Origin of the sequence: Caenimonas sedimenti (assembly GCF_007833165.1) — a bacterium.
Taxonomy (GTDB): Bacteria; Pseudomonadota; Gammaproteobacteria; order Burkholderiales; family Burkholderiaceae_C; genus Ramlibacter; species Ramlibacter sedimenti.
Genome location: NZ_VOBQ01000015.1, coordinates 152628 through 178499 on the forward strand (window position 1 = coordinate 152628; position 25872 = coordinate 178499).

The following is a 25872-nucleotide window of genomic DNA, read 5'->3' on the forward strand; positions in this document are numbered from 1 at the left end:
GAGTACGCAGCCCATGGCGAATTGGATTCAAGTCCGCGGCATTGAGGATTCACCCGGCAGGCTCGTCGTATTCGATGAACATCCTGCCGCCGGGCGCCAGCAACCTCTTGAGCGCTTCCCGCGCCCGAGGATCGCGTTCAAACAGCGCGACGCGCGCCGCCAGGATCTTGGTGAAGCGCCGCGCGCCGAGATCGACGGATTCGAAATCCGCGCAGATGAACTCGGCCCTTCCGGCTTCGACGTGGCGCGCGTTCCTGCGGGTGGCCGCCGCGATCATCTTGGCGGACCGGTCCACGGCCACGAGGTGGCCGGACCGCAGTGATTCGCAAATCAAGGAAGCCGCAATCCCGTGCCCGCAGCCGATTTCGAGGACCTTGTCATCCGGCTGGATCTTCATGCGCTGGACGATGCGGCCGAGGCGGTCATTCATGGTGCGGCACGCTCCTGCGCCGTCTCGCTCCACCAATCCCCCAACGCATCGATCAATGGCAGCAGCCGCAGCCCCGCCGGGGTGAGCGTGTACTCGACACGAGAGGGGTAGCCCGCATAGGCCATGCGCGACACGATGCCCGCCTGCTCCAGCTTGCGCAGCTCCAGGGTGAGCATGCGGTGCGAGATGGTGGGGTTGTCGCGCTGCAGCTCGCTGAAGCGCTTGGTGCCGTCTTGCAGGTAGTAGAGGAGCAGGGTGGGCCAGCGCCCGCTGAGCAGCACCATGGCCTCTTCGATCGGGCATTCGGAAACGGCGGATTTCATGCGCGCGGAACCTCGGCAATAAAAGCTCGGTGACAAAAAAGTGCGTCATTGACCCTGCGGAATGCGCCTTGCACATTGGCGGATCGCAAATCACTTTAATGCAATGCAGGAACACGCAATGACAGCAGCAACACCGATTCTTCTCTACGGTTTCCCCGCCGGCAGCTCCATGGGCCTGGTGGCCGCGCTCGAATGGCTGGGGCAGCCCTACCGCCTTTGCCGCGTCGACATGCTGGGCGAGATGCGCGACGCCACTTATGCACGCGTGAACGCCCGGCATGAGACACCGGTGCTCATCACCGGCGATGGGCGCCCGCTCACCGAGACGCTGGCCATCGCCGCCTGGCTGGAGGCACGAGACGAGGCGCGCCGCATCAGCTTCGCCCCGCGCACGCCGCAGGCCGACCGCATGCACCAGCTGATGGCCTTCATCAACACCGGCTTCACGGGCGCCTTCAGTCCGCTGTGGACGGCCATGGAGATGGACCCGCCGGACCCGGCCTTCCAGGCCGCGCTGCGCCGGCATGGCCGCGAAGCCGTGATCGAACGCCACGACAAGCTGGAGGCGATGGTCGGTGACGGCCCGTATCTGGTCGGCGATCGGCCTACGCTGGCGGACGGCGCGTTCATCGGCGTGGCGCGTTGGCTGGACCTCCACGAAGTGGCCGACAAGGCGCGCTGGCCGCGGCTGGCCGCGCTGCGTGCCCGGCTGGAGGCTGACGAGGCGGTGCGCTTTGCGCTGGCCATGGAGGACGGCGAGCAGCCGGCGGGCAGTGGTGCGCTGGTGGGGCAGGTGCCGCTGCGGGAGGTGATTGCGGCGCAGGCTGGTTGACGCTTCGCTACCTCAGCAGTTCGATACCGTTGTTGCAGGCTGGGGGCTTGCGTGTGACTGCGACTGCGCCGAAGGTGGAGGCATCCAGACCAAGAGGAGCAGGATGCCACCGCATCGCCAGGATGATCGCGAGCATGGGCCGGAATCGACGGGCAGCTTCGTGCACCGGTTGCTGCGTCGCGTTCGCGCCAAGGGTCCGCCGCCAGAGGAGCCGCAACCCGCCAAGCGAGAAGTCCTGCCGCCTTCTGGCCAGCGCAGTGGCACCGGCGCGGCCAGTGCCGAGCCTTTTCTCAAGGAGGAGCGGGATTCGCGGCCGACGCCGCTGGAGTGAGGGCCGTCTACAGCACCACCGCTTCCGTCAATCCCGTGTAGTCACCCAGGATCTTGCGGTGCGTGTTGGGCGGGCCGGGATAGATGGAGTACTTGAATCCGATCTCCCGCGCATCCACGATGCGAAACGGCGCCTTGCCCAGGTGCGGAGCGATCGCCAGCGTGTAGCAGATCGGTCCGGTGGTGCGATAGACACCCATGGCGCCGACGCCGTGGAAACCGGCGTCATAGCTGCGGATGTTGAACAGCGCGCGATTGACCACGTGCGCAAGGAAAGGGTGCCCCGGCGCGGCGACGATATGCCACTGCTGGAATTCGCCGCCGGGGATGGTCGTGAGCTCCGGGTGCAACCCGTAGCTTTGGAACTCATCCCCCAGCTTGTTGTGCCACTGCGCCAACAGGAAGTGGTCGGTCGCCTGCAGCACTTCGTCCAGCGGCTTCATGGCGGTGGACTTGATGTCGAGATACACGCCCCCGCACTGGTGCACCAGCAGGTACTTGAACAGATCCGCCCTGGCGACGCCATACGCCGGGTTGATCTTTCGGAACGCTCCGACCACATCCGCGCTGTAGTGGGTGCTGATGAAATCGTCCATCTCCAGGTTTTCGTAGAGCCGATGCTCCCAGCTGGGGTTGAGCGTGCGCATGCGCTCGATGTTGGCCACCAATTCGCCGGGCAGCGCGCGCTTGTCCTTGCACGTCTGGTGGATGATGCGGGGAATGGGCATGGGGGCTTCCATGGTGATCGTTCCCTGATTGTTGCGTAAGCCCGCCGGCGCGAAAGCGCTTGGACGGCGAGCGGACGGCTTCAGGCAAGCCATAGCTTGACCCCGGCAGAATCCAGCATGCCCGCCAAGACCCCCCGCACCGACCCCGGCCTCGTCCCCACCCACACCACCGCCGCCGCATCCTCCATCGCCCGCTGGATCACCCAGCACCACGGGATGGACGTGCAGCAATGCCACCTGATCCGCCGCGGCCTCAACGACAACTACGCGCTGCGGCTGGCCGACGGCACCCGCCACGTGGCGCGGCTCTACGCGATCCGCCCGCGTGGGCCATTCAATATCGACTATGAGACTGCGCTGCTGGCGCACCTGCAGGCCAAGGGCTGCGGCGTGGCGGCGTCGGTGCCAACTGCGGACGGCCGGGCGTCCGTGGAACTGCAGTTCCCGGAAGGCCGGCGGGCGCTGGTGCTTTTCCAGCATGCCGAAGGCGCCGTCCCCGAGGCGGCGGAGGACTTCGAGCTGACCGGCCGCGCGCTGGCGGAGATCCACACCGCCGCACGCGACTACGCGGGCCCGCCCAGCCGCTACACGCTGGACGGCCATCACCTCGCCGGCCGCACTCGCGACTGGATGACGGAGCACCCCAGCTTCGTGGCCGACACCGAAGTGGCCGCAGCCTACCGCGAGGTGATCGATGGACTGCTTCGGCAACTGGCCGAGGTGGAGCACCGCCTCACCCGCGTGGCCTGCCACGGCGACACGCACGGGTACAACAACCATGTTCACGGCGAACAAAGCGCCAGGAAATCGGTGTTCTTCGACTTCGACGACGCCGGCCCGGGCTTCCTCGCCTACGACTTGTGCGTGCTGCTATGGAGCGGCATGGTGCGCAAGGGCCTCAAGGCGCCGGACGACCAGCTGCGCGAGCGCTGGCCGCTGTACCTGCGCGGCTACCGCGCGGGTGCCGAGGTGGGCGAGCACGACCTGGCGGCGCTGCCGCTCTTCGTGCAGCTGCGCCACTTGTGGAACACGGGCGAGGCGCTCGGGCGCGTGCACCATTGGGGAACGAGTTCGGCGCCGGTGGAGTGGTTGAAGAAGCAGGGGGAGGTGTTTGCGGCTTGGGGGAAGGTGGAGCTGCCGGCGTGACCGTAGAAGAAAAGCTATTCTGGCGAAAAACTTTGAAAATCGCTAAGATAATGGCACATGGCAAACCGCACATCCTCCTTGCTCCCCGCGACGGAGCGGCGCCTGCGCGAGCTCGGTGAACGGCTGCGGCTTGCCCGCTTGCGCCGCAAGCTCACCGCCGCGCACCTGGCCGAAAGGGCGGGCATGGCACCGATGACGCTGCGCGGCATCGAGCGGGGCACACCTGGCGCGACGCTCGGCGCCTACGCAGCTGTGATGCAGGTGCTGGGGCTGGATGCGGACATCGACCTGCTGGGTGCGCAAGATCCGTTGGGGCGCGAGCTGCAAGACAGCCGCCTGGGCCAGCGAGCGACGCCGGCCGCCGCCGCACGCGTGAAGCACCCCGCCGCGGAGCTCCACCACCCACCGGGAGCGCGCGCCGCGCCGGCTCGCCGGCGGTCCGCCCCGCCCGAAGGGCACGCGTCGGAAGACCTGGCCAGGCTCGTCGCGCCCAAGCCCGTCCGCGGCAAGGGCCGTTGATGGCGCAAAGGGTGCTGGTGTTCGCCGACTGGCAGGGCCTGGGCAGCCCCCGCCTGTTGGGAACACTGCACGCCCGCGCCGGCAGCGGCCGCGAGGTCTTCGAGTTCGCGTTCGCGGCGGCTGCACTGGCGGACCGTGCCTTGACAGGTGTCCGGCTTGACCCGCACCTGGCCGCCTTCGCCGGCCCGCAGCATGCGCACCGCGAAGCCGCGAACTTCGGCGCCTTCTCCGACGCCAGCCCCGACCGCTGGGGCCGCCTGCTCATGCGCCGCCGGCTCGAGAGACTGCAGCGCACCGGAGCCGTTGCACGCGACTATCGCCTGCGCGAATCCGACTACCTGCTGGGCGTGCACGACGCCTTCCGCGCGGGCGCACTGCGCTTCAAGTTGGAGGAGACAGACCCCTTCCTGGACAACCAGCACGATGTGGCCGCGCCGCCTTTCGTTCGCCTGCGCGAACTCGAAGCCGCCGCACAGGCGCTGGAAGACGAGCGCGGCGTGCCCGACGCCAGCCGCATCGATGCCTGGCTGCGCATGCTCGTCGCGCCCGGCGGCTCACTGGGCGGCGCGCGGCCCAAGGCAAGCGTGGCTGACGAGAACGGCCACCTGTGGATCGCGAAATTCCCCAGCGTGCAGGACGCGCACGACGTGGGCGCCTGGGAACTCGTCGTGCACGCGTTGGCGCAGGCGGCTGGCATTGCCGTGGCGCCGGCATGGGCGCGCAAGTTCGGCGGTGGTGGCCACACGTTCGCCGTGAAGCGCTTCGACCGCACAGCGGGCGGCGAAAGGCTGCATTTCGCCTCCGCCATGACGCTCACCGGCCGGCGCGACGGCGAAGGCGCGGCCACCGGCGCCAGCTACCTGGAACTGGCCCGCGTGCTGATGGAGCACGGCGCGCAGCCAGCGGCCGACCTGCGGCAGCTGTGGTCCCGCATCGTCTTCAACCTGCTTGTTTCCAATACCGACGACCACCTGCGCAACCATGGCTTCCTGCTCATTCCGGGCAAGGGCTGGCGGCTGGCGGAGGCGTACGACATGAACCCGGTGCCCGACGCCGGCGGCCTGAGCCTGAACATCAGCGAGACGGACAATGCGCGCGATCTTGAGTTGGCGCGAAGCGTGGCCGGCGTCTTCCGCGTGAAGCCGGGGGAAGCCGAGGCCATCATCGCGCGGCTCAGGGCGGTGGTGGTGCAGTGGGCGGTGCTGGCGAAGCGGTTGGGGATTGCAGCCAGGGAGCAGGACCGGATGGCGGGCGCGTTTACGTTGGCTTGATCCCGCAGAGGCATCGCCTGTTCAACTGCCTCCACAGAAGCCCACAGATCTGGCCACTTCGGTGCGCGCGGCCGGCTTGGGCATCTCAAAGCTTCCCGACCACGAACTCTCGCAAAGCTGGAACCGAAGTTGCCGCCGCGCCTGAGGCGTGTCGCTCACCTTGATGGCCGCTTCGGCCTTTGCCTTCATCGCTTCGTCGTTGAGCGCCTGGGCCACGATCAGGCGATCGATCTCGTGCAGGAGGAAGGGCCCATCCGGCCGCCCGGCCCACGCGCCTTCGCGGCGGCTCGTCTCGTAGGTGGACCAAGCGCCCCGCAAGGCTGCCTGGTCGCGTTGCACCAGGTGCGCCCAGGACAGCGCTTCGTGCAGCCTCTGATTGGCGTGTTGCCAGCTGATGGAAACTTTCGCAGGCAAGCGCGCGGTTGCATGCTGCAGCAGCTGGACGGCCTCCCCCGGCCGATGCAGGCTGATCAGGTACCAGGCCAGGTTGATCTCCGCCTCCGTACGTTGCACACGCGTGCGGAGCGCGTCGCCGCTGCGGTCGGCCGGCGATGGGATCACATGCGCATCGACGATGCGACGCAAAACCGCCTCGGCTTGGGCCGCCTGGCCGTTGCGGTCATAGGCGCGCGCGAGCGCGGACTGCGCGGACTGCATTCCCTGCGCATCGGACTCGGCGCTCTTGCGGTGCGCCACGGCTTGTTCCAGTTGCGCGACTTCGTCCCCTGCCGTGGCGGCGCCCAGCGCCAGGTTTTCCTTGACGCGGGCCAGCAGAAGCAACGCACGGCGATCCGTGGTGCCTTCCTGTTCCTGCACCACTTGCCGCAGGCGTGTTTGCGCGGACTCGCCGTCTTCGATGGCGGACAGCTGGAACAGGGCTTCCGCGCGTTCCACGTCTCCCGAGGGCCGCTTCTCGGCCTCTGTCCAGGCCGCTTGCAGGTAGCGCCGCCGGCGCTCCTCTTCGTACTCGTCGTGAGCCTGTTCCGCGGCGCGCAGCAGCACGTGCAGGCGCTGCGCAGGCGCCACGGAGGCGACGTTCTCAGCCTCCGGGTACCAGTCCCGCCGCGCGGGGGGCGCTTCCCGCGAAGGGCCACGGTCGATATCGTCCGCCACATAGGACTGGCGCATCCCGAACAACAGGGCCGCCGTCTGCCAGCCCCCCGAGACTTGCAGTGCCAGCACGAGCGGGCCGAACAGGCACAGCAGATACACCGCCATCCCGCAGACCGATTCGAAGAAGCGTGCCTGGCGCCCCTGGAGTTCGGGCATCAATGACGTCGCGATCGACTGGCGGGCCAATGCGTCCCAGCGCGCGAAAGCGGGCCGCTGCAACGCGCCGAAAATGCGTTCCATGGCCGCGCGTTCCGTGATGGTCTCGCCCGCCTTGCGCTCGATGGAGCGGTCGACCCGCATGACCCGCCACTGGTGCGGCAGCGAAAGTCCCACCAGCGCGCCCACCACGAGCAGCACGACATCGTCCAGGCGGGCGCCCGCACCCAGCAGCACCAGCACACCCAGCACGGCGAAGCCGAAGCGCGCCGCCGGCAGTCGTGCGAAGAGAAGGGTCTCGACGATGCGTCCACCGTCCAATGGGGACACAGGCAGCAGGTTCAGGTAGTTGATGATCAGGCAGGCGATGAGGAACTCGATGAACCACGGGGAGGGCACGAACGTGCCGGTGACCATGCCCGCCAGTCCGGCACTGGCCAGCAGGATGCCCGGCACTGGCCCGGCCAGGTAGACGAGCAATTTTTCCCAGGGGCCCGCGGTGGGCTTCTCTCCACTGGCCAGCCCGCCCAGGCCAGGCACGAAGAACACCGACAGGTTGCCGAACCTCAGGAACTTCATCGCCAGGAAGTGGCCGCCTTCGTGCAGTGCAATCACGGCCAGCAGGATGGGCAGGAAAGTCCAACTGATCCAGAGGCTTCCGATGCCCAGGAACAGCAAGGCGCTGAGCGCGAACATCTGCCACTTGCGGCGGGTGGACCAGCGCAGTGACCGTTGCAGCGCGAGCTGCTTCTCGTACTTGTCGACTTCGGCCTGCAGGCGCTCCTCCAGATTGCCTGGTGCCACGGGATCGACCGGCGCCGGCGCCAGCGCTGCGCGCACACGATTGACTCGACGTTGGCCGAGGTTCCAGCGGACCACATAGCGCAGGGCTGCGCCCCAGCGCAAGAACCAGTGCGGGCCTTCGCGCCGCACGAGGCCCAGGCGCTCCGCGTGGGCCACTTGCGAGTCGGTGGCCAGCTTGTCGGCCGCGTAGAAGGCCGGGCCATCCCTGACGATCGCTTCGCCCGCTGCTTCCACGCGTCGCTGGTCACCGGCCAGGCCTCCTGCCAGGTGGGCAGGTAGGGGTCGTGCACGTCGGCGTTCGGGAAGGGGATGATGGACTCGTGCGCCCGGCAGTTGTAAGTCACCATGACGGGACCATTCGCCACCAGCGACACGAACGTGAGCTTGCAGGGCTCCGGGTCCCCGACCAGGGAGGACTGGCTGACCATCGCATGCGTGCGTTGATCAGAGTGCTGGTAGATGTCTGCAAAGTGCAGGGCGTCGCCCTCGGCCACGGCCGCATGCGCTTGCGCTGTGGTGTACCGGAATTCGAACCCCAAGGCCTCGAGCGCCGGCCGGGCCGTGTCGAGTGCCGTGCGCGTGGGCGGCGGAACTTCGCCTGGATCAGCGACGCGCAAGGCGACCTGGCGCAACGCCAGGCGTGTGAGCCGGCTGGCCGCCAGCAGGACTTGAACGCCGATCAAGACCGCCAGCCCCGCGACCAGCCCAACCACCGCGTAGACGATCACAAGCATGCGCAGACCTCAGCGAATGGAGCCCAGCAAGCTCGCCCAATTCGCGAGCCAGTGCCGGAAGTCGTCGTAGCGCGTGACGATGCCGTTCTCGTATTGCAGGACGCTACCCGCGGGCAGGTGTTCGCCGGCACCGGCCAGCAGGACCACCGCGAACCCATCCTCGCGAACCGGCACGATCGGCACCATCATGTCCATGGCAGCCGGGCGCACGAAGGTTTGCGCATCGTTGTTCATCAAGGCGAGCAGGTTGTCCGGCGGCAGCACCATCAATTGGCCTTCGCGTCCCGAGTCGTTGCCATGCTCCTTCCAGAAGGCCTGGATCACCTGCGAGGGGGCAGGCGCATGGTCAGCGCCCAGCTTCAGCTCCGCCAAGGCCAGCACGGGCGCTGGGAAGTCTTCGGATGAGGCGAAGCCGTCGCAATGCGTGTAGAAGTCCGCCAGGTCCGTTGGCAGGCGCTTGTCAGCGGCCAGGGTTTGGGCATCCGCGCGCGCGACGCGCGCCTGGCCGCGCCACGGCGCGTGTTCGGAATGCATGCCGGCGAGGCACTGCTCGATGAACTGGGGCATGGGCAGCGCCCGCAAATCCTGCGCGGCGATGCGCTGGTTTTTCACGGTCTTGGCAACGTGCGTCACCACCTTGCCGACGCGAAAAATGTCGAGCAGACCCATGGCCCGTCCCTCTCCTGTTTGTAAGTCCAATGTTATACAACATGGATGAGCAAGGGAGCGGCGGAATGCTCAATGAGACCCGGAACCTAGTGGCGGGACCACTTTGGAGACGATGTAGCGATTGGTGGCGCGAAACCCTCGGCGCCTTGCCAGGCCGGCCAGATTCTCAAGTGGCGAGGGTACGCAAAGTCTCCTCCGATCCGACGATCCAGAGCTTGGGTTGCTGCAGCACTCGCGTCAGGAAAGCATTGTCCTTCCTCACACGCTTCATAAACTCCGCCCTGGTGTAGACCGTGGGGTTGACCGGCCGGCCCAGCGAGATCGCTGCCGGCTCCAGGGCGCCGAACAAATCGGCGTAGCCCAGCGCGTCGCTCACGACCATGACGTCGATGTCGCTTGCGGCTGTGTCTTCCTGCCTGGCGATCGAGCCGAAGATGAAGGCGCAAGCGATCTGTTCCAGCACGGGTGTCAGCGCTTGGCGGATCACGTCCGCGAGGCCGAAGGTCTTGAGAACCAGCCCGCGCAGCTCATTGAAGACGGGTGCGGAGGCGTTGGCTTGGTAGTGGCGTTGATTCCCCTGCGCGCGCACGGTGAGCAGGCCAGCGGCTGTGAGGTCGGCCAGTTCGCGCTGCACGGCTCCCCGGCCGGATTGGGCGAGGGCCATCACCTCGCTCGCGAAGAAGCTTCGGTCCGGTTGGCCGAAGAAAAGCGCCAGCACGCGCTGCCGCACGCGTGGGAAGAGTGCGTCCGCCAGACTGATGGCTTCGGGAGGCGTACCCATAACGGGGCTGATAATACCCGAATTGGGTACTTCGTGTGTGGCCTCCTGGTGCCCTACGAGCATGGCTGGTCGAGGGCCCACAAACGACGGCTTGAGGTCCTACTTGGCGATGTCGTCTACGACGTCCCCCGAAAACCCGCTTTCCACCCGGAAGTCGCCTGGCTGCACGACGAGTTTCGGGAACGTTGTCGGCGGCTTGACCCCGAACCACGAGCAAAGGACTTCGACCCTGAGTTTTCCAGCGTGCGCGACCGGCCCTTGTTCTGAGTCGGCCAGCTGGAACGTCCCAGTGATTTCCCGACTTCCGCGGTATGTCGCACCCTTGACATGAATCACGGTGGCATTCTGAACCGGGCGCCACGCTTGTGGTCTTGCCTGGGGATGTGTCTTGGGCGTCTTGCCGTCAGCCCACTGCGGATAGGGTGTCATGGAGTCTCCTGAATCAGCGCCTTGGGGACGCAAGGGTTCGTTCACTATGGGTGGAGCAACACAGCTGGCCGGCGTGGGCACCGTTCGTGAAGTGAACGCATCACGCCGTGCTCCGAAAAGGGGATCAATGGCGTCGACGAACCGCCGATAGCGCTCCGATTGCGAGACCGTCAGTCTCGCTTCCTGGCTCTGAAAATTGCCGCTGCCGATCAAGTACAGAAGGCGATCGATCCCCACCGGAGCTATTCCGCTGGCCTGTGCCAACCGCTGGACGTCCTCAATACAACGCCACAATCCACCCTCGTCAGGCCAACCACGGTGCAGTTGATATTCGTAGTTGGAACCCATGTGAGCGCCGGGTCGACCTTCGGCGTAGCGCAGCTGCAGTTGTTCGAGCTGTTTCGCGTCAAGAGTGGAAATGGCATCGCTGCCAATACCGAGGTTCGCCGCACGCCCCGTGGCGTAAAGCATGAGCCGAAGGACGTGCATGTCAGGCTTGACGAACCAACCGACGTGACAGTTGCCCAGATCTTCGAACCGTTGCCGGACTGAACGGCCATCAGGTGCGAATGCCGAGAGCTGCGAGTCTTTGAGGAAGTTCATGCCCACGGCCACACCCACTTGGGGAAAGTCGATGATCTCGCGCAGCTTGTTCTGAGGAAATGGGTTCGGAACAACGGCGTCGTGCCGGTGCATGAAGGGGGAATGGAAGTTTGCCGCTTGTCCGCCGTAGTGCGGCTCGTTCAGCAGCCGCACAAACTGCACGACACTCTGCATGAGTCGAGGCAACATCAGTCCTCTTTGCAGAACCGCACCGTCAGCCAATTGTTGAATCTCCCGCCGGTAGACGGGATTCCGATCAGTTCGACCGACCAGCTGTTCGCCCGTTTCATCGAGGTAGGCGGCGCAATGGCGAGCGAGGGCACGCAGTTCCATCGGACGGACAGCATTCTGGTGAATGAAATGCCTCGTGCCAGCGGCAATCATTTGGGCAAACGCCTGTGCATTCGGGCCGCGGGCCCCCGAGTTCAGCAGATTGGCGGCATAGACGTAAATCAGATCCCGGGTGCTCTGGTGCGGTGACGGCGCACCGGGGTAACCATGACCGATCACCCAATCCAACAGCGATTCTTCGGTTTGCCCCTCATATCGCGGATCGTCGTGAAGGATGCTGAGCACCAGATTGACGAGCGTTTGCCACATCTTTACTCCTGAGTCTTCGTAGCTTCTGGCGTCACGCCAACAGATGGGCATCTTCCTGAGAATCCAGACAACCGTCAATCAGGATGCGTCTGCGACGTCCAGCGATTCCACGCCTCGCAGACCATCACCATCGCCAGCGTATCCAATTCGCAATACCTGAGCAACGCCGCTTCGATCGAATGCCGCTCCTGTGGCGCGAGATCCTCGAACTGCAATCTGGCATAGGCTGCCATCGCCGCGCCGCCCTGTCTGAGTTCCAGGTCTTCGTCCGCCTCCAGCGCATCGATCGCCTCACGTGTCACGTCCTTGAACACCGGCGGCAGCATGCAGTACGGATCCACCACAGCCCCGTCCACCTCATGCCACCAGGCCTGATCCACGAAGTTGAGGCTGGGTATCCCGCCCTTTGCCCCGTAGATCGGACTTGCGTACCGCGACTGCAGATATTCGGAGGCCTGCATCACCGCCGGCAGCACCTTCTTGATCGAGCTGCTCCCTTTGGTTGCAGGATGGAAGAAGGCTTTCTCGGCAAGTCGGCAAAGATCGACCATGGCACGGTGCCCGACCTCGGCGCCAGGGTTGTCATGCGGGTTCTTCGCTGAGTCCTTCGGGATCTTTCTGGTCGTCAGGCTGCGAATAAAGATGGCCAGTTCGGCAATGTCAGGCGGCGGCGAGGCATCCTGCTCCAGCTCCTCGAGAATCGCGTTGAGCGTCGTGTTCTCATGGGGGGACCACATGAACACAGTTCCCGTGGTCCCCAGTGCGGCCCGCAGGGCTCGCACGAAGTCGTAGTTTGGCTTCCTGCCCGGGGTGGTGCTGAGGAACTGGGTTCGGTGCTCGACTTCCCCGTCGTGGTCGATCACATGATGGGAGAACTGGAACGCGATATTTTCATACGGCCTTTGGCCCGCGAAAAACGGGATCGCAACACGAGATGTCTCAAAGTCGATGAAGTGCAACGGGTGCACCCATCTGGTCATCTCCTTTCGCATCAGGGCGGTGTCGATGAAGAAGTCCGGCCCGCCAGGCCATTGCCCCGTCACCTGCATCGCCTGTCGGCGGCCCCGCGTCAGACCATCTGCACTGTCCCCCAGGTCACCCGGGTTGCCCAAGGCATCGAGCGGAACATCGGCCAGTCGCAGCACGCCACGCTCGATCAATGCCTGCCTGCCACGGAAGCTCCACAGGTCCAACACGGTGCCCCGAGCGATGTCGGCTGTACTGAGTCCGCCGGCCTCGCGCCAACATTCGTGCAGTCCGCTGCGTAGATCCGTGTCACGCGTGCCTGGCGGTTCCGCGCGGAATTCGCATTTCGCGCACTGGGCGCCGATGGCCGGGCGGATACGCTCGTCCGCGCGGTAGCGTTCCGCCCAAGTGGCTGCGAGTTCGGCGAGCGTTCCCGTCACCCCGGGCGCGTCGATCAGGGCGCCAAGGATCTCGTCAACCAGGTCGTCCACGTTCACGCACGTCAAGACTGGTGTGCCGATCGAACGCTCGTCCGTGCCCGGGGCCGCCGTCACCTGGGGTCGCCCTTGCGCACGGCGGATCCTGAAGCGCTGGTTCAGCCCGTCGATCGAGCAAGCCTTGGACTTGTCAATGAGCATCAGGAAGCTGCTGGGCTGCAAGTGCGGGTAAGCCAGGCCCAGCACGTAGTGTTGAAACGCCACATCCTGCAGGTAGGGGCGCATCTCGCCCTGGATGTGGCCTCGTTCGCCGCGGAATCCCCGGTGTGCCGTGGAATCAAATGACTTGGCCTTCACCTCGATCAGCTCGATGCGTGTCCCGTTCTTGCGCAGCACGTCGACCCGCACGAACAGATTGCCGTGGCGTATGGCGGCCTCGAACAGGGTGACGCTGTCTCGCTCCAGCATGCGCTCGGTCTCCGTGACCTGTTCGTCGTGGCTCGTTTGGATGATTTCGATGCCTTCGGGAAACATCAGCTTGGCGAGTTCCCCAACCTGAAAGCCCCCTTCCGCCAGCGCCTGCAGAAATTCGTCATCGAGATTGCCATCGGCGTACAAGTCCTTCTTGCCCGTATAGAACAGTTTGGTCGGGCAATCGAGTGCCAGCTTGAAGCGGGACTTGGTGAGATAGCGGGGCGGCTGTTCGCTGGGCATGCGTTTCCTCGATCCACCTAGTGTGCTGGCAAGCGGCGACAAAATCTATCGCGCCCGAGGGTTGGCGAAATTGAGCGTCCATGCCAGTTCGTCGAGAATCGGACAAGCTCTCGACGACTTGGCCCATGAAACTGGACGTTCTTCTCAACATGCTGGAGGTGCTTCCGCTGCACCCGGCCGAAGCCCTCGCCGTGCAGGAAGTCTGTGATCGGTACTACCGGCGCTTCCCGCCGGCCGCCGGCTTGCGGCCTGAATCCCTTCGCACGAACATCCGTCGCTACCTGCAATCGATGCGGGACGATCGACTGGTGGCCGTGGTGGAAGCCGACCACGCGAGATCCGAGCCGGGCTACTACATCCGGGCGGCATCGATCCCCAGCCACTTCATGAACAGCAAGGTGGCGCTTGGCTTGCTCTGGAGCCGTCGCCTGCTCGCACCGCTGGTGCCCGCGCTGGCCGACGCAGAGCCGGCGCAACTGGCCGACGCCGCGAGCTTGTCGGAAAGCGAGCGCATCCTGCTTCGTCGCGTCCGCATCGTTCCCGACGGCGTCGGGCGCCTCGATGCCGCCATCCACCCCGGGCACTTGCGGAGTGCGGCCGATGCCTTGCAGAGTGGCCACATGATCGAGCTGCGGTATGACTCCCGTTCCGGGGGGCCGCAGGTGCACCGCCTGAGCGTCCTTGGCCTGGCCGCGAAGGACGGCACGATCTATCTGGTGGGGACAACGGGAATGGAAGCGCCGCCTCGGCACTACGCGCTCCATCGAGTCCGAGGCATCGAACTCCTGAAGGAGCGGGCCGATCTTCGGCCCGATTTCGACATCGACGACTACGTCTCGCAGCATCACCAGTTCTCGCACAAGCTGGAGGCCGGTTCCGCGGCGATCAGGCTGGAACTGCTTGTGCACCGCGATGCGCTGTTCCATTTCATCGAGCGACCTTTGATGGGCCAGGACCCCATCGACGAGGCAGCCTTGTCCGTGGACGGGGACTGGGTACCGGTCACCGCCACGGTGCCGGACACGGTGCAACTGGCCCCATTTCTCTGGAGCCATGCCGGCTGGGTGCGCGTCCAGGGGCCGCCAACGATCAGGAAGCGCGTGAGCGAGGGCCTGCGCGCGGCCGCACTGCTCTATTCTGCGGACCCGGTCTAGCGCGGACCGGCCGCAACGCGGCATCATCGGCTCGGCTTCCGGTGCCACCAGTCGCGAACGTCACGCGCGATCATGATGGCCAGCAAGACCTGCAGGACTGCCCAGAGAACGGCGACGACCAGGCAGAAGGCTTCGACCAGCAACCATCCCGGGAATCCCAGGGTATCGATCGGATGCCACTTGGTGGAGTCCCGCAAGTATCGGGTGCGCAGGCTGTCGCGCACCTCGACCACCACCTCCGTCGCCTTCACGGCGAGCCAGACACCACCGAATATGGCGGCAACCGTCAGCCCCGCAATCGCCAAACCGCTCAGTGCATTCATCGTTGCTCCTTCCCGCTGGATGCAGGCTTGGGGAGCGATCCTCGGTCCACATCACGACAAATGGTGTCCGCGCAGGTTGCGAAACTCCAACGATGCGCGACAGGCTTTGTCGCAACCGCCCCGGACACTCCTGCCTGTTCATTCACCAGCAAGGAGAACCATGCCCCAGACTATTCGCCGCGTTGCCGCCTCATCGGCCAGCCCCACTTGCGCAGGGACACCCCGCACCGAGGACGAGGCTGCGGAGGTCATGTGGGACCACTACCGCACTCACAAGCAGCAACTTGTTGGCAGCATCAGCGAGTCGCGCGCTTTCATCTTGGCGCAGCTGATGGCCGGCTTGCCGGTCGAAGACGTGTTCGCCCCCTTCGTGAAGCCGATCAATGTGGCGAAGTCGCTGGCGCTTCCCGCACGAACCCCCGCAAGAACCCACTGAACACCCCCGCCGCCTCCCCCATCCCCACCACCGGCTGCAAGATCCCCAGTGGCCGCATCGCCGGCAAGCCCGGCACAGGCAGCTCCACCAGCTCCCCGTTCTCCAACATCGGCCGTGCCAGCTGCACCGCGACCAGCAACAACAAGTCGCGCTGGCGCAGCAGCCACCACGTCATCGTCAGCGAATAGGACACCAGCGGATAGATGGCCGGCACCTCCGGCAGGCTCGCCGCGAACTCGTCGTGGTGCGCGCGGACGGCCGAACCGGCGGGCAGCACCAGCCAAACCTCCTTGGCCAGCCGCGCGGGCGAGATCTTCCGCACCTTGGCGAGTGGATGCGCCGCCCGGCAGACGGCAGCGATGCGGTCTTGCCGCAGCGGATGGAACTCCCAACCCGCGGGCATCGCCTGCGGCTGGCGGCACACCACCACGTCAACCTCGCCGCGCGCCACCGCCAACAACTGGTCTTCGCCCTCGGCTTCGCGCAACTGCACCTGGATGCGCGGATGCCGGTCCGCGAAGGCCGGCAGCGCCTGCACCAGCACGCCATGGATCGCGGCGGCGGAACCGATCATGCGCACCACGCCTTCGCCGCGCTGGCGATGCGCCAGCACCACGTCGGCGCTCTCGGCCACGCGCAGCAGCATCTGCCGCGCGGCCGGCAACAGGCCCACGCAGGCGGCAGTCGGCCGCACGCCGCGCGCATGGCGTTCGAACAACTTGACCTCAAGCAGGGCTTCGAGCGCCGCCAGGCTTTGCGTGACGGACGATTGCGTGAGGCCCACGACCTCGGCGGTGCGCTGCACGCTGCCCAGCTCGGCCAGCAGCAGCAGCACCTGCACGTGACGGAACTTGCCGCGCGCCAGCAGGCGGTTGAGCAAGGCGGTGGCGGAGGTGGGCTGCAAGGTATCGGAGAGTCTAATGGCTGACCCGCAGAATTAATTTGTCCCCGATAGCTCGCGCCGCCAAGATGCCGGCACCCAAGGACCGCCCGAGAACCCCCAAAAGGGCGGCTAAACCGGAGACAAGCCCATGCGAACCTTCATCGCCGCCGCGCTCGCGGCCTTCACCGCGCTGGCCGCGCCCGCTGCCCTGGCGCAAGCCGACTGGCCCGCGCGCCCTGTCAAGATCATCGTGCCGGCGCCCGCCGCGGGCCCGTTCGATCGCATCATCCGCCCGCTGGCGCAGCACATGGCTGGCACGCTCAAGCAGTCGGTGATCGTGGAGAACCGGCCCAGCGCCGGCAACATCGTGGGCACGCAGGCCGGCGCCACCGCGCCTGCCGACGGCTACACGCTCACCATGACCGGCATGCTCAACACCATCGCGCAGGGCATGTACGAGAACGTGCCGTTCGACATCGTGAAGGACTTCGCGCACATCGCCGCCATCGGCGAAGGCGCGCAATGGCTGGTGGCGCGGCCCGACGCGGGCTACGGCACCTTCGCCGACTTCGTGGCCGCCGCCAAGAAGGAGCCGGGCAAGATCAACTACGCCACCTCGGGCGCGGGCAGCACCGGCCACCTGGTGATGGAGCAGCTGCAGCACGCCGCCGGCGTGCAACTGACCCACGTGCCCTACAAGGGCGGCGCGCCCGCGCTGCAAGACGTGCTGGCCGGCGTGGTGCCGCTCACGGTGATTCCGCAGAATGCGGCGCTGATGCATGTGCAGAGCGGCAAGCTGAAGGTGCTGGCCGTCTCCAGCAAGGAGCGCAGCCCGGCGGCGCCGCAGGTGCCCACCTTCCAGGAGCTGGGTTATCCGCAGCTCACCATCAATTCCTGGGTCGGCCTCTCGGCGCCCAAGGGCACGCCCGCGCCCATCGTGCAGAAGGTCAACGCCGCCGTGCAGGCCGCGCTGCGCGACCCGGCGCTGCTGAAGCAACTGGAGTCCGAAGGCATGGTCACGCTGTCGGCCGGGCCGGAGCAATACACGCAACTGGTGCGCACCGACACCGAGCGCTGGGGCCAGCTGGTGAAAGCCCTCAACCTCAAGGCCAACTGAAGATGGCGTTCCTGCAAAACGGGGGGCGGCGCATCTACTGGGAACGCCACGGGGAGCCGCAAGACCCGGCCATCCTGTTCATGCACGGCGCCGGCTCCAATGCCGCCACCTGGTGGCAGCAGCTGCCGGCGTTCCAGGCGAGCGGTTTCACCTGCCTGACGATGGACATCCGCTGCTTCGGCCGCTCCGCCGCGCCGCTGGACGAGTTCACCTTCGAGCACATGGTGGCCGACGCGCTGGCCGTGCTGGATGCGGCCGAAGTGAAGAGCGCCGCGGTGGCCGGCCAGTCGCTGGGCGGCATGATCGCGCTGCGCATGGCCCTGCAGCACCCGGAGCGGGTGCGCGCCTTCATCTCCTGCGATTCATCGCTGGGCGTGGACCACCCGGGCGTGCTGGAGACGATCCGCAGCCGGCAGATCACCATGCAGGCCGCGAGCATCGAGCAGCGCTCGCTGGGGCCGTGGTTCCTGGCGAACCATCCGGACAAGGCCGCGCTGTATGCGCAGATCAATCACTTCAACCCGAGCGCGCACAGCGTGCCGGCGGCAGAGTGGGGTGGGGCGCTGGGGCGGTTGATGGAGCCGGGGCAGCTGCTGCCGATGGAGGCGTTGCTTGGCGTCACGCAGCCCACGCTGTTCGTGGTGGGCCGGCAGGATCCGATTGTTTCGCCGGAGGTGACGCGGGAGTTTGCGGGGCGGGTGCCGGGAAGCGATGTGGTGGTGGTCGAGGACTCGGGGCACTCGGCGTACTTCGAGCAGCCTGGGCGGTTCAATGCGGGGGTGCTGGGGTTTCTGAAGGCTCGGCTACTTCAGGAGCTCAGTACAGGTGTTGGAGGCTGAGCGCTGAGCGCGACAGTGACTGCGCCGAACCTTGAGGCCGTCGAACTCAAGAGGAGCCGGATGCCACCGCATCGCCAGATGTTCGCAAACATGGCCGCGGCGCGCGCGCCGACAGCTTGGCCGGTGCCGCCAACCGCACAGGCCCCCGGGTGAGCCGGACCACCGGGTTCACTGCAGGGGGCCGGTGTCGTGGACCGAGTCACGATCGTCAGAGCATGACGAAGACTAGAGGGCCGCTATCGACGAAGCTCGCCTTTGATTTGATCGGAAATTCTTGACAAGAACTGCTGCTCAATTCTGAACTCCACCTTACCCTGTCCTTCAGAGACACTGAAATTTGGCCTGTCAAGCATTCCGACACGTTCGACAACGAATGCAAGTGTTGGATCCACAGTTCCACGGACCGCGATGCAGTGCACGGACACTGAAGATTGCAATTCCAAATTAGAAAGTCGACTCCCTAGGTCGGCTGGTTCGGCGGCAAAGATCATCGGCTCTATGACGTGCCTTTGCTCCTCCGCGATGGTGAGTCTGCCGCTTCCGTCTTCCTTGACCTGCACACTGCGTATGAGCAGGAAATCGCCGCAGTAGTCCTGCTTCAAGACAAACTGGGGCGCTGAGAGTCGCAAGTCTTCTCCGGAAAATGCGGCCTCCCAAATATAGAACGTGACGTCGCCCAACTTAGCGAAACGACCATCTGTCCTGTGGGCAACCTCGTAGCCTCCTCCAAAAAAATGTCGAATCGTCGGCGCTGCGTCTCCACCGTGAAACTCGGCCCGCAATAGCATGGAACCAAATAGGTGACCTGTGAGTTGAGCAATGTCTACTGCATTCGCGTGACCAAACTGAGGAGCGATTCGCGGTGCATGAGCGGCAGCTTCGCGCATGGCAAAGGACCCGGATCCTCCTGCAACGATCGTCCCGAATCTCGTGTTGTACTGTCGCTCTGCTTGGTATCCAAATTGTCGGACGTATCCTCCCTCATGGACCCAGCCCACGAATTCATTGCCATGCGCCTTGACGTCAGTATGGCGCTGGAAGAACTTCACCACTTCATCGGCTGAAGGAACGCGGTACCCGAGCCACTCGCGTAAGTCGTGCAGGGCGACGCGCGCGCTGACCCAACTACCAGCCCACGCAATGACGCAATCGTCATTTACCAATACGACCTTTTGCTTGAGCCCGGCAATCGCCCATGCACCACCAAAAAAGTCAGAAGCGTCACCGAGCGCGGGGATAGGCACGGCGCCCGGAATGACAGTGGCGCGGGTAACGAGCAGGTCGCCTATGACGACCGGGATCTCCCCGCAACTGAGGGCTGCTATTGCTGTCATTTCAGCTCCGCGGACTGTCCTTCTGAAACTTTGGCAAGGCTCCGCTTTAGTCATTTCTGGGCGAAAATCGAATCTGAACCCCATTCACTCTGTGAACGTCTGATGAGGGGCCGCGCCTGCGATGCCGAATACCTTGGCTGCCTAAGAAAAATTAAACCCGCCCCGAAAATCCAAGGAGTGCAATCGAGGGTAGTCCTCCAACAACTCTGGCAGCTTTCGGACAATACCCTGGATCGCCGCACCTGTCTCGGCATCTAAGTCGTCCAATCGGACTGATCCATCATCTCCGGCGCCAAGCTTGCGAGCCGTTTGCGAGCGAAGTATGCTGCCATGGATGCTTTCGGGAGCACCTGCGATTCTTGGACACGAAGAAGCTTGGCGTCGCAACCTTCGCGACTGCGACCTAGGCAGCGGGAAGCGAACTTGGAGTGCCAGTGGCGTGTGTAGTTGGATGATCTGAAGGGGAGGATCTAACCATGGCAGAGGAAACACCATCCATTCTCAAATTGAGATTCGATCTCTTGCTGGAAGAGCAAAAAGTCCTGAACTCGACGGAGAACTGGGCGACGACGCTGTTCCTGACCGCTATTGCACTGGTTGTAAAGCAGATAGTTGACTGGTCTGGTGGGAGTGGCACGGCGCCAGCAAATGGGTCGATACCAATACAGGGACCTGTCTATCTCGTGCCATTCCTTATCGGAATAGTCGCCTTCTGCTTCTTGCGCGCCCTGAATTTTCGAATTCGGAGTGTCCGGAATCAGCAGTACCGTCTGATAAGCGATTCCAACAAGACTCATCCTTCACCGCGAGGTGTCTTGGGATGGTTGATGGCCGGAATGCCACTAGTGACAGGATTCTCTTGCTCCCTATATCTCATATTGGTTCAGCAAGGAGGGCTAGTCGGATTCGGCATTTCTTGCGTCGCCGCGGCCTTTGCAGTGCATCGTGCGAAATACTATTTCGATCAACAGGTGCTGGCTATGGCTGCGCAAGACGCGGCACGAATTGCGGCTCACGTGGCTGGTGAACTGCACGTGCAAAAAAGCATCGAGAGTTGAGAGAAGCGATCGAGAACTGGTGCGCGATCGTGGTCGCTGCCCGAAGCGGATCGTTGCGCGATCGCCACCTTCTATCCCGACGTCACGGCACCCCTATCGTCCCCATTCGAACTCCATTCGGTCCGGAGGCCCCACATGCTTAAAGGTTGCCTTGGTCTTGCCGTCAAGTCCACCGAGTTGCACAACAGCAGATTCACCGCCAAGAAGCGTGATTCTATGAAGCAGAAGGAAATTGTGGAGCTGGTCGGCCCACTCCCTGATCGTGCGTCGGCTGGTAAGGGGCGGTGACGGAGAGAAGGGATTGCGCACATGCAGCTGGTCATTGACGAACTGGTACAGCTCAAGCCACTCTGCCTTAGAGAACGCTTGTCCTCTATGGTCCCAGTCGGCAATGTGCAACTCCCCATTCTCAACCTTCGCCGTCGCGAGTGGGACGGGGAAGAACTGTGGGTTGGCCCTCTCGACCTTTTTCAACACACTTTCTGCTCGCGTCATCTGTTCGATGTCCTTCGCCTGATTTCCCTGGGTTCGGTCGTTCTCAATCCGCTGCTTAACTAGGGTTTCATTCGCGAGCAACGTGCTGTATGCGATCAGCTCAAGAATCATGCGAATGTTCAACATTACGCCCTGATCTGCGATCGAACCACCGCTCCGACCACACGCCAATTCGGACCGATAGAGAGAACAGAGGCGATCACGTACCTCATCCATGCTGCGACAGTACTTCACGGCCGGATGATCTGGGTCGGTTATAACTTGCCTCGCTTCCATGTCTACAGCTTATCGCACTAGGCGTGCAAAGTTATTGAGAATCAATATCGTGGAAGTTGGTGATTGCCCCGAAATCAGGGTCAATAAAATCTTCGCAGTTCGTCACTAGGTTTGCGAGGTCACGGATACAGGGATTCGTCAAACTTCGTAGACCCCGCGCAGCGCGCATCCGACTGTACATGCAAGGTGCTTGTGCTGTCGATCTGCAGAGCGGAAGCGCACTGCGGAATGCGCTTCGGGTTGGCTGCATGGATCAGGCGACGACTGACTTTGATACGTGTCGCCTTGTCCCGAGCGCATGCACCTTGGGTGGCCCGCGTTTACCTTTGCTTCTTTCACGCAATTGCAGCTTGACTTGAGTCTCGCATTTCCTCAATCGCATGCAGCAGCAAGAAGTCCTTTGTGCCGGGATCGATCCAGAAAATGGCCTGCAGTGGATGCACGATCGGAGCTGCAATATACGCCGAAGCGCGCTGCCGGACTCCTTGAAGTGTCTCGGCGTTCTGGTGCGCTGTCGCGTTCCTGATTAGCTGCACAGTTTTGATCGGCGCATGCGCAGAAGAGAAAGCGGCGAGCAGTTGACTTGTGTTGGAAGGCGAGAGACGCGTTAGGATCGTGTTCAAAACGTCAACGTCACCCCACGTTGGCTCTTGCCTAAGTGATGTTGTTGTTCCCCCCCAAAAGGGTGGGTTCTTCTTCTGCCTTGCGCGCACTGCGGCGCCAGATACGTGGGCCTCTGAGGTTGCGAAGGGATCTGCAGGAAGAACCACACCGTTCGCGGTAGTGCACCCCATGAGCGACCGCATCACACAGGTCCGGCAAAAATCGCCCCAAGACTGCCAAACAAAGGACACCAGGCCCTCAAGCAACAAGAGATCTGGAAGACTAAAGGTTGCAGGCGGAAAAGGTGATGGGTGTGCCGAACATAGATCAAGGAACACGTCCGATGCTTGGTCAAGCCGGTTGCACAGCTCAGTCCAGCACGCGTACATGCTGCCCTAGCGAATCTCACCACGAAGTGCGCGGCAAAGCCATTTAATTCGTGTGGTTCGTTGCGCCGCTCTATTGCCGCCTTCCAAAGCTGCGGCTACATAGTCCGGAAACTGGCTCGTATCCTTTGATTCATGCGCCACGGCCAATTGCTTAATCCCATAAATTGCAGATTCGCGATCCGTATAGAAGCTTCCGGTAGGAGGCATATCTATTGCTTCCGCAACGCCCGGTAGGCCATACTTGTTGTGCAAGAGCGCACAAACTAATGAATGGAATACATGAGTGCGCATGGCATACGTACCCTGAATTTCGGAGAGGCCGATCGTGATCGCTTCAAAAGTGGAAGACAGTTTTTCAGTGAACTCGTCCCGCCTCGGGAACGCAGATTCGTACCTCGCATACAACGACTTCAGCTTTGCGGGACTGGTGCTCACGATTCCTTCTTCGATCGCTAAGGCAAGGTCTGTAATAAGTTCAGCATCGGCCATTCGCACCACAAGTCGGCTAGTAAGAATATTCCAATCGGTGAACAACTGGCCGAACTGATCGAGCATCGTGTTGACCCAATCTTTAAATTCGCCGAAGTACTCACTGTGTCGCTTCTCCGCGTCGTTCAACGGCAGCGTGTATGCGTTCATGCGTCGAAACATCTGCAAGATATCTGCGCGTTCTGCATTTCGGATAACGTCGACAGAAACCGTATAGGTCAAAAAGTCTTCTTGGGTGTTTTCTGGGAGACCCGCAAATCGTTGACCTTCATATCCCGGTGCATTCTTGCCTAGCGCGAACTTGCCGTCGACGAAGTCGAAGATGCAGTTGAGGCGTTGCTGCCCGTCCACAATCTCTCTCCTCGGTCGTTTTGTAGCTTTGTCCAGTTTCTCGTGGAAATAGACTTTGGGGAATGGGAACGACTTCAGTATTGTGTCAATGAAATAGCTCTTCGCGGACGTAGGCCACAACCGTCCCGCGCGCTGATACTCTTCGTTCGCGACAAGATCTTTTTTTCGGTACCAGTCAAGCAGTTCGGCGATCGAGTATTTTCCTTCTTCTATTTTCATCGTGCCCCTCTTGGATCAGATGCCCAACTATCCTTTAAGCTGGCCGCTCGGTTAAAGATGGGATTGATCCCGCCACCCCGGTGATCCTTCCGATCCCCCACAAAATACCCATGCCTCTCAAACTGCACCTTGTCATCCCCCTTCAGTGCAGCAGCTGACGGCTCCACATACCCCGTCACCACCTTGAGCGACTCCGGATTCAACTCCTCCAGAAAATCCGTCTCCCCCGTATCCGGCTGCGGCACCGAGAACAGCCGGTCATACAGCCGCACCTCCGCCTTCACCGCATCCGCCACGGCCACCCAGGTGATCACGCCCTTCACCTTCACGGCGTCGCTGCCCGGCGTGCCGCTCTTCGTGTCCGGCACCAGCCTGGCCTGCACCTCGGTGATCGCGCCCGAGGCATCGCGCAAAGCGCCGGTGCACTCGATCACATGCCCATACTTCAACCGCACCTTGTTCCCCGGGAACAGCCGGTGGAAGCCCTTGGGCGGCGTCTCTTCGTAGTCCGTCCGCTCGATCCACAGCTCTTTGCCGAACTTGAACTCGCGCCGCCCCATCTCCGGGTGGTGCGGATGCACCGGCGCACTGCAAGCATCCAGGAAACCGGCGCCATGCAGTTCATCCCAATTGGTGATGACCAGCTTCACCGGGTCCAGCACCGCCATCGCGCGCGGGGCTTTCGGGTCCAGGTCGTCGCGTAGCGCGCCTTCCAGCGTGCTGTAGTCGATCCAGCTGTCCGCCTTGGTCACGCCGATGCGGTCGCAGAACAGCTGGATGCTTTCCGGCGTGTAGCCGCGCCGGCGCAGGCCCACGATGGTGGGCATGCGCGGGTCGTCCCAGCCGCTCACGTGGCCCTGGTCCACCAGCTGCTTCAGCTTGCGCTTGCTGGTGATCACGTAGGTGAGGTTCAGGCGCGCGAATTCGTACTGTCTTGGATGCGGCGTGTTGATCAGGCCGCCTTCGGCCAGGCGGTCCAGCAGCCAGTCGTAGAAGGGCCGCTGGTCTTCGAACTCCAGCGTGCAGAGGCTGTGGGTGATGTTCTCCAGCGCGTCCTCGATGGGGTGCGCGAAGGTGTACATGGGGTAGATGCACCACTTGTTGCCCGTGTTGTGGTGCTCCGCCGTCTTGATGCGGTAGATGGTCGGGTCCCGCAGGTTGATGTTGGGGCTGGCCATGTCGATCTTGGCGCGCAGCACGGCGCTGCCGTCGGCCAGCTTGCCGTCCTTCATCTCGCGAAAGCGCTGCAGGTTCTCGTCGATGCTGCGGCTGCGGAACGGGCTGTCGGTGCCCGGGCGGCCGAAGTCGCCGCGGTTGGCGCGCATCTCCTCGGGCGTCTGTTCGTCCACGTAGGCGTGGCCGGCCTCGATCAGGTATTCCGCCGCGCGGTACATGAAGTCGAAGTAGTCGCTGGCGTGGTACAGGTGCTCGGTGCCGTTGGCGTCCCAGCTGAACCCGAGCCACTTCACGGCGTCCAGGATGCCGTCGACGTACTCCTTCTCCTCTTTCTCGGGGTTGGTGTCGTCGAAGCGCATGTGGCACACGCCGCCGTAGTCGGCGGCCAGGCCGAAGTTCAGGCAGATGCTCTTGGCGTGGCCCACGTGCAGGTAGCCGTTGGGCTCGGGCGGGAAGCGCGTGCGGATCTTCGCGGGGTCGCGGTCGCCGGCCTGGTGCTGCTGCGCATCGCCCGGGCCGCCGCCCCAGTTCCTCTGGTTGTAGGTGCCCTGTTCCAGGTCGCGTTCGATCACCTGGCGCAGGAAGTTGCTGGGTTTCGGGGAGTCTTTACTGTCGGGAGCGGAAGCCATATTGCAACGATTTTGTCACGCCCGGCCGGGTTACCTCTGGCAACGGCTTTGACGAAGGCGATGTAGTCGTGCGCGAAGGGTCCACGTTAAATACGCACATGGGGCGCACATGACCCCGGAACCATCAAGCAGGAAACATGAAACTGATCCGATTTCACTACCTGGCGGTCGCGGCACTGGCCGTCACCGCACTCGGCGCGGCCACTTCGGCGCAGGCCCGCGATGTCTATTGGTCTGTCGGCGTGCACGCGGCGCCGGGTGTCACGCTGGGGGTGGGCAATGCCCGCCCGGTCTATGTGGCGGCCCCAGTCTATTACGCGCCGCCCCCCGTGTATGTGGCGACGGCCCCGGTGTACTACGGGCCCACGTACTACGCCCCCGCCTACTACGGCCCGGTGGTCTACCACCGCGGCCACCACCATAAGCACAAGTGGAGGAGCAAGCGGCAGCACTGGAATCACTGACTGAACCTCGCAGTCCGGATGCCCCACTAGCCTCCAAGCCACACGATTTTCT

25 protein-coding genes are annotated in these 25872 nt (G+C 63.7%); 10 read left to right on the forward strand and 15 right to left on the reverse strand.

Annotated features, from left to right (window positions below; all coding sequences use genetic code 11):
• Positions 1-49: 49 nt before the first annotated feature.
• Positions 50-430 (reverse strand): class I SAM-dependent methyltransferase, encoded by a 381-nt coding sequence (locus tag FN976_RS19575; RefSeq protein WP_145894744.1) that lies wholly within the window; start codon positions 428-430, stop codon positions 50-52.
• On the reverse strand, positions 427-753 hold the full coding sequence (locus tag FN976_RS19580) for a winged helix-turn-helix transcriptional regulator (protein ID WP_145894745.1): 327 nt from the start codon (positions 751-753) through the stop codon (positions 427-429). The genes FN976_RS19575 and FN976_RS19580 overlap by 4 nt, the downstream gene beginning before the upstream one ends.
• Positions 754-871: 118 nt before the next feature.
• On the opposite strand from FN976_RS19580, the gene FN976_RS19585 reads away from it, so the two are divergent.
• Both FN976_RS19585 and FN976_RS19590 read left to right on the forward strand, forming a co-directional pair.
• Complete coding sequence (locus FN976_RS19585) at positions 872-1585, forward strand: glutathione S-transferase family protein (RefSeq protein WP_145894746.1); 714 nt, start codon at positions 872-874, stop codon at positions 1583-1585.
• 103 nt (positions 1586-1688) lie between these two features.
• Entirely contained in the window at positions 1689-1916 is a 228-nt protein-coding gene (locus FN976_RS19590; RefSeq protein ID WP_145894747.1) for a hypothetical protein, read from the forward strand.
• Between the two features lie 7 nt (positions 1917-1923).
• On the opposite strand, the gene FN976_RS19595 is transcribed toward FN976_RS19590, so the two are convergent.
• A complete protein-coding gene (locus FN976_RS19595) occupies positions 1924-2643 on the reverse strand; it encodes a glycosyltransferase family 32 protein (RefSeq protein ID WP_186511021.1) in 720 nt (239 codons plus the stop codon).
• A gap of 117 nt (positions 2644-2760) precedes the next feature.
• Here FN976_RS19595 and FN976_RS19600 point away from each other — a divergent pair, with 117 nt between their 5' ends.
• From FN976_RS19600 to FN976_RS19610, 3 genes are read left to right on the forward strand one after another with little or no spacing between them, the layout of a single operon-like run.
• Entirely contained in the window at positions 2761-3789 is a 1029-nt protein-coding gene (locus tag FN976_RS19600) for a phosphotransferase enzyme family protein (protein ID WP_145894749.1), read from the forward strand.
• Between the two features lie 57 nt (positions 3790-3846).
• Positions 3847-4308 carry a helix-turn-helix domain-containing protein gene (locus tag FN976_RS19605; RefSeq protein ID WP_145894750.1) on the forward strand — a complete coding sequence of 154 codons (462 nt, stop codon included), beginning with the start codon at positions 3847-3849 and terminating at the stop codon, positions 4306-4308.
• Complete coding sequence (locus tag FN976_RS19610; protein WP_145894751.1) at positions 4308-5579, forward strand: type II toxin-antitoxin system HipA family toxin; 1272 nt, start codon at positions 4308-4310, stop codon at positions 5577-5579. The genes FN976_RS19605 and FN976_RS19610 overlap by 1 nt, the downstream gene beginning before the upstream one ends.
• A 21-nt stretch (positions 5580-5600) precedes the next feature.
• On the opposite strand, the gene FN976_RS19615 is transcribed toward FN976_RS19610, so the two are convergent.
• The 5 genes from FN976_RS19615 to FN976_RS19635 form a co-directional block, all read right to left on the reverse strand.
• A complete protein-coding gene (locus FN976_RS19615) occupies positions 5601-7886 on the reverse strand; it encodes a site-2 protease family protein (RefSeq protein ID WP_145894752.1) in 2286 nt (761 codons plus the stop codon).
• 509 nt (positions 7887-8395) lie between these two features.
• The gene (locus FN976_RS19620; RefSeq protein ID WP_145894753.1) at positions 8396-9055 is read right to left on the reverse strand and encodes a hypothetical protein; all 660 of its coding nucleotides are present in this window, start codon (positions 9053-9055) and stop codon (positions 8396-8398) included.
• Between the two features lie 166 nt (positions 9056-9221).
• Positions 9222-9836, reverse strand: a complete 615-nt coding sequence (locus tag FN976_RS19625; RefSeq protein ID WP_255440606.1) for a nucleotidyltransferase domain-containing protein — start codon at positions 9834-9836, stop codon at positions 9222-9224.
• A gap of 99 nt (positions 9837-9935) precedes the next feature.
• Positions 9936-11468 carry a hypothetical protein gene (locus FN976_RS19630; RefSeq protein ID WP_145894755.1) on the reverse strand — a complete coding sequence of 511 codons (1533 nt, stop codon included), beginning with the start codon at positions 11466-11468 and terminating at the stop codon, positions 9936-9938.
• A gap of 74 nt (positions 11469-11542) precedes the next feature.
• The gene (locus FN976_RS19635) at positions 11543-13585 is read right to left on the reverse strand and encodes a DUF2779 domain-containing protein (protein ID WP_145894756.1); all 2043 of its coding nucleotides are present in this window, start codon (positions 13583-13585) and stop codon (positions 11543-11545) included.
• A gap of 125 nt (positions 13586-13710) precedes the next feature.
• Here FN976_RS19635 and FN976_RS19640 point away from each other — a divergent pair, with 125 nt between their 5' ends.
• The gene (locus tag FN976_RS19640; protein ID WP_186511023.1) at positions 13711-14739 is read left to right on the forward strand and encodes a helix-turn-helix transcriptional regulator; all 1029 of its coding nucleotides are present in this window, start codon (positions 13711-13713) and stop codon (positions 14737-14739) included.
• A gap of 23 nt (positions 14740-14762) precedes the next feature.
• Here the strand turns inward: FN976_RS19640 and FN976_RS19645 are convergent, their stop codons facing one another.
• Positions 14763-15062 carry a hypothetical protein gene (locus FN976_RS19645; protein WP_145894758.1) on the reverse strand — a complete coding sequence of 100 codons (300 nt, stop codon included), beginning with the start codon at positions 15060-15062 and terminating at the stop codon, positions 14763-14765.
• 380 nt (positions 15063-15442) lie between these two features.
• Entirely contained in the window at positions 15443-16402 is a 960-nt protein-coding gene (locus FN976_RS19650) for a LysR family transcriptional regulator (RefSeq protein ID WP_145894759.1), read from the reverse strand.
• Positions 16403-16529: 127 nt separating this feature from the next.
• On the opposite strand from FN976_RS19650, the gene FN976_RS19655 reads away from it, so the two are divergent.
• Both FN976_RS19655 and FN976_RS19660 read left to right on the forward strand, forming a co-directional pair.
• A complete protein-coding gene (locus tag FN976_RS19655) occupies positions 16530-17498 on the forward strand; it encodes a Bug family tripartite tricarboxylate transporter substrate binding protein (protein ID WP_145894760.1) in 969 nt (322 codons plus the stop codon).
• Between the two features lie 2 nt (positions 17499-17500).
• Positions 17501-18337, forward strand: coding sequence for an alpha/beta fold hydrolase (locus FN976_RS19660; protein ID WP_145894761.1), 837 nt, complete (start codon positions 17501-17503; stop codon positions 18335-18337).
• Between the two features lie 236 nt (positions 18338-18573).
• Here the strand turns inward: FN976_RS19660 and FN976_RS19665 are convergent, their stop codons facing one another.
• Positions 18574-19671 carry a hypothetical protein gene (locus FN976_RS19665; protein WP_145894762.1) on the reverse strand — a complete coding sequence of 366 codons (1098 nt, stop codon included), beginning with the start codon at positions 19669-19671 and terminating at the stop codon, positions 18574-18576.
• Positions 19672-20147: 476 nt separating this feature from the next.
• Here FN976_RS19665 and FN976_RS19670 point away from each other — a divergent pair, with 476 nt between their 5' ends.
• Entirely contained in the window at positions 20148-20729 is a 582-nt protein-coding gene (locus FN976_RS19670; RefSeq protein ID WP_145894763.1) for a hypothetical protein, read from the forward strand.
• A gap of 93 nt (positions 20730-20822) precedes the next feature.
• On the opposite strand, the gene FN976_RS19675 is transcribed toward FN976_RS19670, so the two are convergent.
• From FN976_RS19675 to FN976_RS19690, 4 genes are all read right to left on the reverse strand, one after another.
• Positions 20823-21350 (reverse strand): hypothetical protein, encoded by a 528-nt coding sequence (locus tag FN976_RS19675; RefSeq protein WP_186511025.1) that lies wholly within the window; start codon positions 21348-21350, stop codon positions 20823-20825.
• A 485-nt stretch (positions 21351-21835) separates the two neighbouring features.
• Positions 21836-22123, reverse strand: coding sequence for a hypothetical protein (locus FN976_RS19680; protein WP_145894765.1), 288 nt, complete (start codon positions 22121-22123; stop codon positions 21836-21838).
• A gap of 375 nt (positions 22124-22498) precedes the next feature.
• Positions 22499-23551: a DUF262 domain-containing protein gene (locus tag FN976_RS19685; RefSeq protein WP_145894766.1), complete on the reverse strand. Its 1053-nt coding sequence runs from the start codon at positions 23549-23551 to the stop codon at positions 22499-22501.
• Entirely contained in the window at positions 23548-25356 is a 1809-nt protein-coding gene (locus tag FN976_RS19690) for a glutamine--tRNA ligase/YqeY domain fusion protein (protein ID WP_145894767.1), read from the reverse strand. Before FN976_RS19690 ends, FN976_RS19685 begins: the two co-directional genes overlap by 4 nt.
• A 137-nt stretch (positions 25357-25493) precedes the next feature.
• Between FN976_RS19690 and FN976_RS19695 the strand changes: the two genes are divergently transcribed.
• The gene (locus tag FN976_RS19695; RefSeq protein ID WP_145894768.1) at positions 25494-25820 is read left to right on the forward strand and encodes a hypothetical protein; all 327 of its coding nucleotides are present in this window, start codon (positions 25494-25496) and stop codon (positions 25818-25820) included.
• Positions 25821-25872: the final 52 nt, after the last annotated feature.

Coding starts and splice junctions, on each gene's coding strand:
- FN976_RS19685 (WP_145894766.1), bottom strand. CDS start 23,551: ATGAAAATAGAAGAAGGAAAATACTCGATCGCCGAACTGCTTGACTGG.
- FN976_RS19635 (WP_145894756.1), bottom strand. CDS start 13,585: ATGCCCAGCGAACAGCCGCCCCGCTATCTCACCAAGTCCCGCTTCAAG.
- FN976_RS19610 (WP_145894751.1), top strand. CDS start 4,308: ATGGCGCAAAGGGTGCTGGTGTTCGCCGACTGGCAGGGCCTGGGCAGC.
- FN976_RS19625 (WP_255440606.1), bottom strand. CDS start 9,836: ATGGGTACGCCTCCCGAAGCCATCAGTCTGGCGGACGCACTCTTCCCA.
- FN976_RS19655 (WP_145894760.1), top strand. CDS start 16,530: ATGCGAACCTTCATCGCCGCCGCGCTCGCGGCCTTCACCGCGCTGGCC.
- FN976_RS19595 (WP_186511021.1), bottom strand. CDS start 2,643: ATGCCCATTCCCCGCATCATCCACCAGACGTGCAAGGACAAGCGCGCG.
- FN976_RS19630 (WP_145894755.1), bottom strand. CDS start 11,468: ATGTGGCAAACGCTCGTCAATCTGGTGCTCAGCATCCTTCACGACGAT.
- FN976_RS19580 (WP_145894745.1), bottom strand. CDS start 753: ATGAAATCCGCCGTTTCCGAATGCCCGATCGAAGAGGCCATGGTGCTG.
- FN976_RS19675 (WP_186511025.1), bottom strand. CDS start 21,350: ATGTTGAACATTCGCATGATTCTTGAGCTGATCGCATACAGCACGTTG.
- FN976_RS19660 (WP_145894761.1), top strand. CDS start 17,501: ATGGCGTTCCTGCAAAACGGGGGGCGGCGCATCTACTGGGAACGCCAC.
- FN976_RS19640 (WP_186511023.1), top strand. CDS start 13,711: ATGAAACTGGACGTTCTTCTCAACATGCTGGAGGTGCTTCCGCTGCAC.
- FN976_RS19670 (WP_145894763.1), top strand. CDS start 20,148: ATGGCAGAGGAAACACCATCCATTCTCAAATTGAGATTCGATCTCTTG.
- FN976_RS19600 (WP_145894749.1), top strand. CDS start 2,761: ATGCCCGCCAAGACCCCCCGCACCGACCCCGGCCTCGTCCCCACCCAC.
- FN976_RS19575 (WP_145894744.1), bottom strand. CDS start 430: ATGAATGACCGCCTCGGCCGCATCGTCCAGCGCATGAAGATCCAGCCG.
- FN976_RS19645 (WP_145894758.1), bottom strand. CDS start 15,062: ATGAATGCACTGAGCGGTTTGGCGATTGCGGGGCTGACGGTTGCCGCC.
- FN976_RS19695 (WP_145894768.1), top strand. CDS start 25,494: ATGAAACTGATCCGATTTCACTACCTGGCGGTCGCGGCACTGGCCGTC.
- FN976_RS19620 (WP_145894753.1), bottom strand. CDS start 9,055: ATGGGTCTGCTCGACATTTTTCGCGTCGGCAAGGTGGTGACGCACGTT.
- FN976_RS19590 (WP_145894747.1), top strand. CDS start 1,689: ATGCCACCGCATCGCCAGGATGATCGCGAGCATGGGCCGGAATCGACG.
- FN976_RS19690 (WP_145894767.1), bottom strand. CDS start 25,356: ATGGCTTCCGCTCCCGACAGTAAAGACTCCCCGAAACCCAGCAACTTC.
- FN976_RS19665 (WP_145894762.1), bottom strand. CDS start 19,671: ATGACAGCAATAGCAGCCCTCAGTTGCGGGGAGATCCCGGTCGTCATA.
- FN976_RS19585 (WP_145894746.1), top strand. CDS start 872: ATGACAGCAGCAACACCGATTCTTCTCTACGGTTTCCCCGCCGGCAGC.
- FN976_RS19605 (WP_145894750.1), top strand. CDS start 3,847: ATGGCAAACCGCACATCCTCCTTGCTCCCCGCGACGGAGCGGCGCCTG.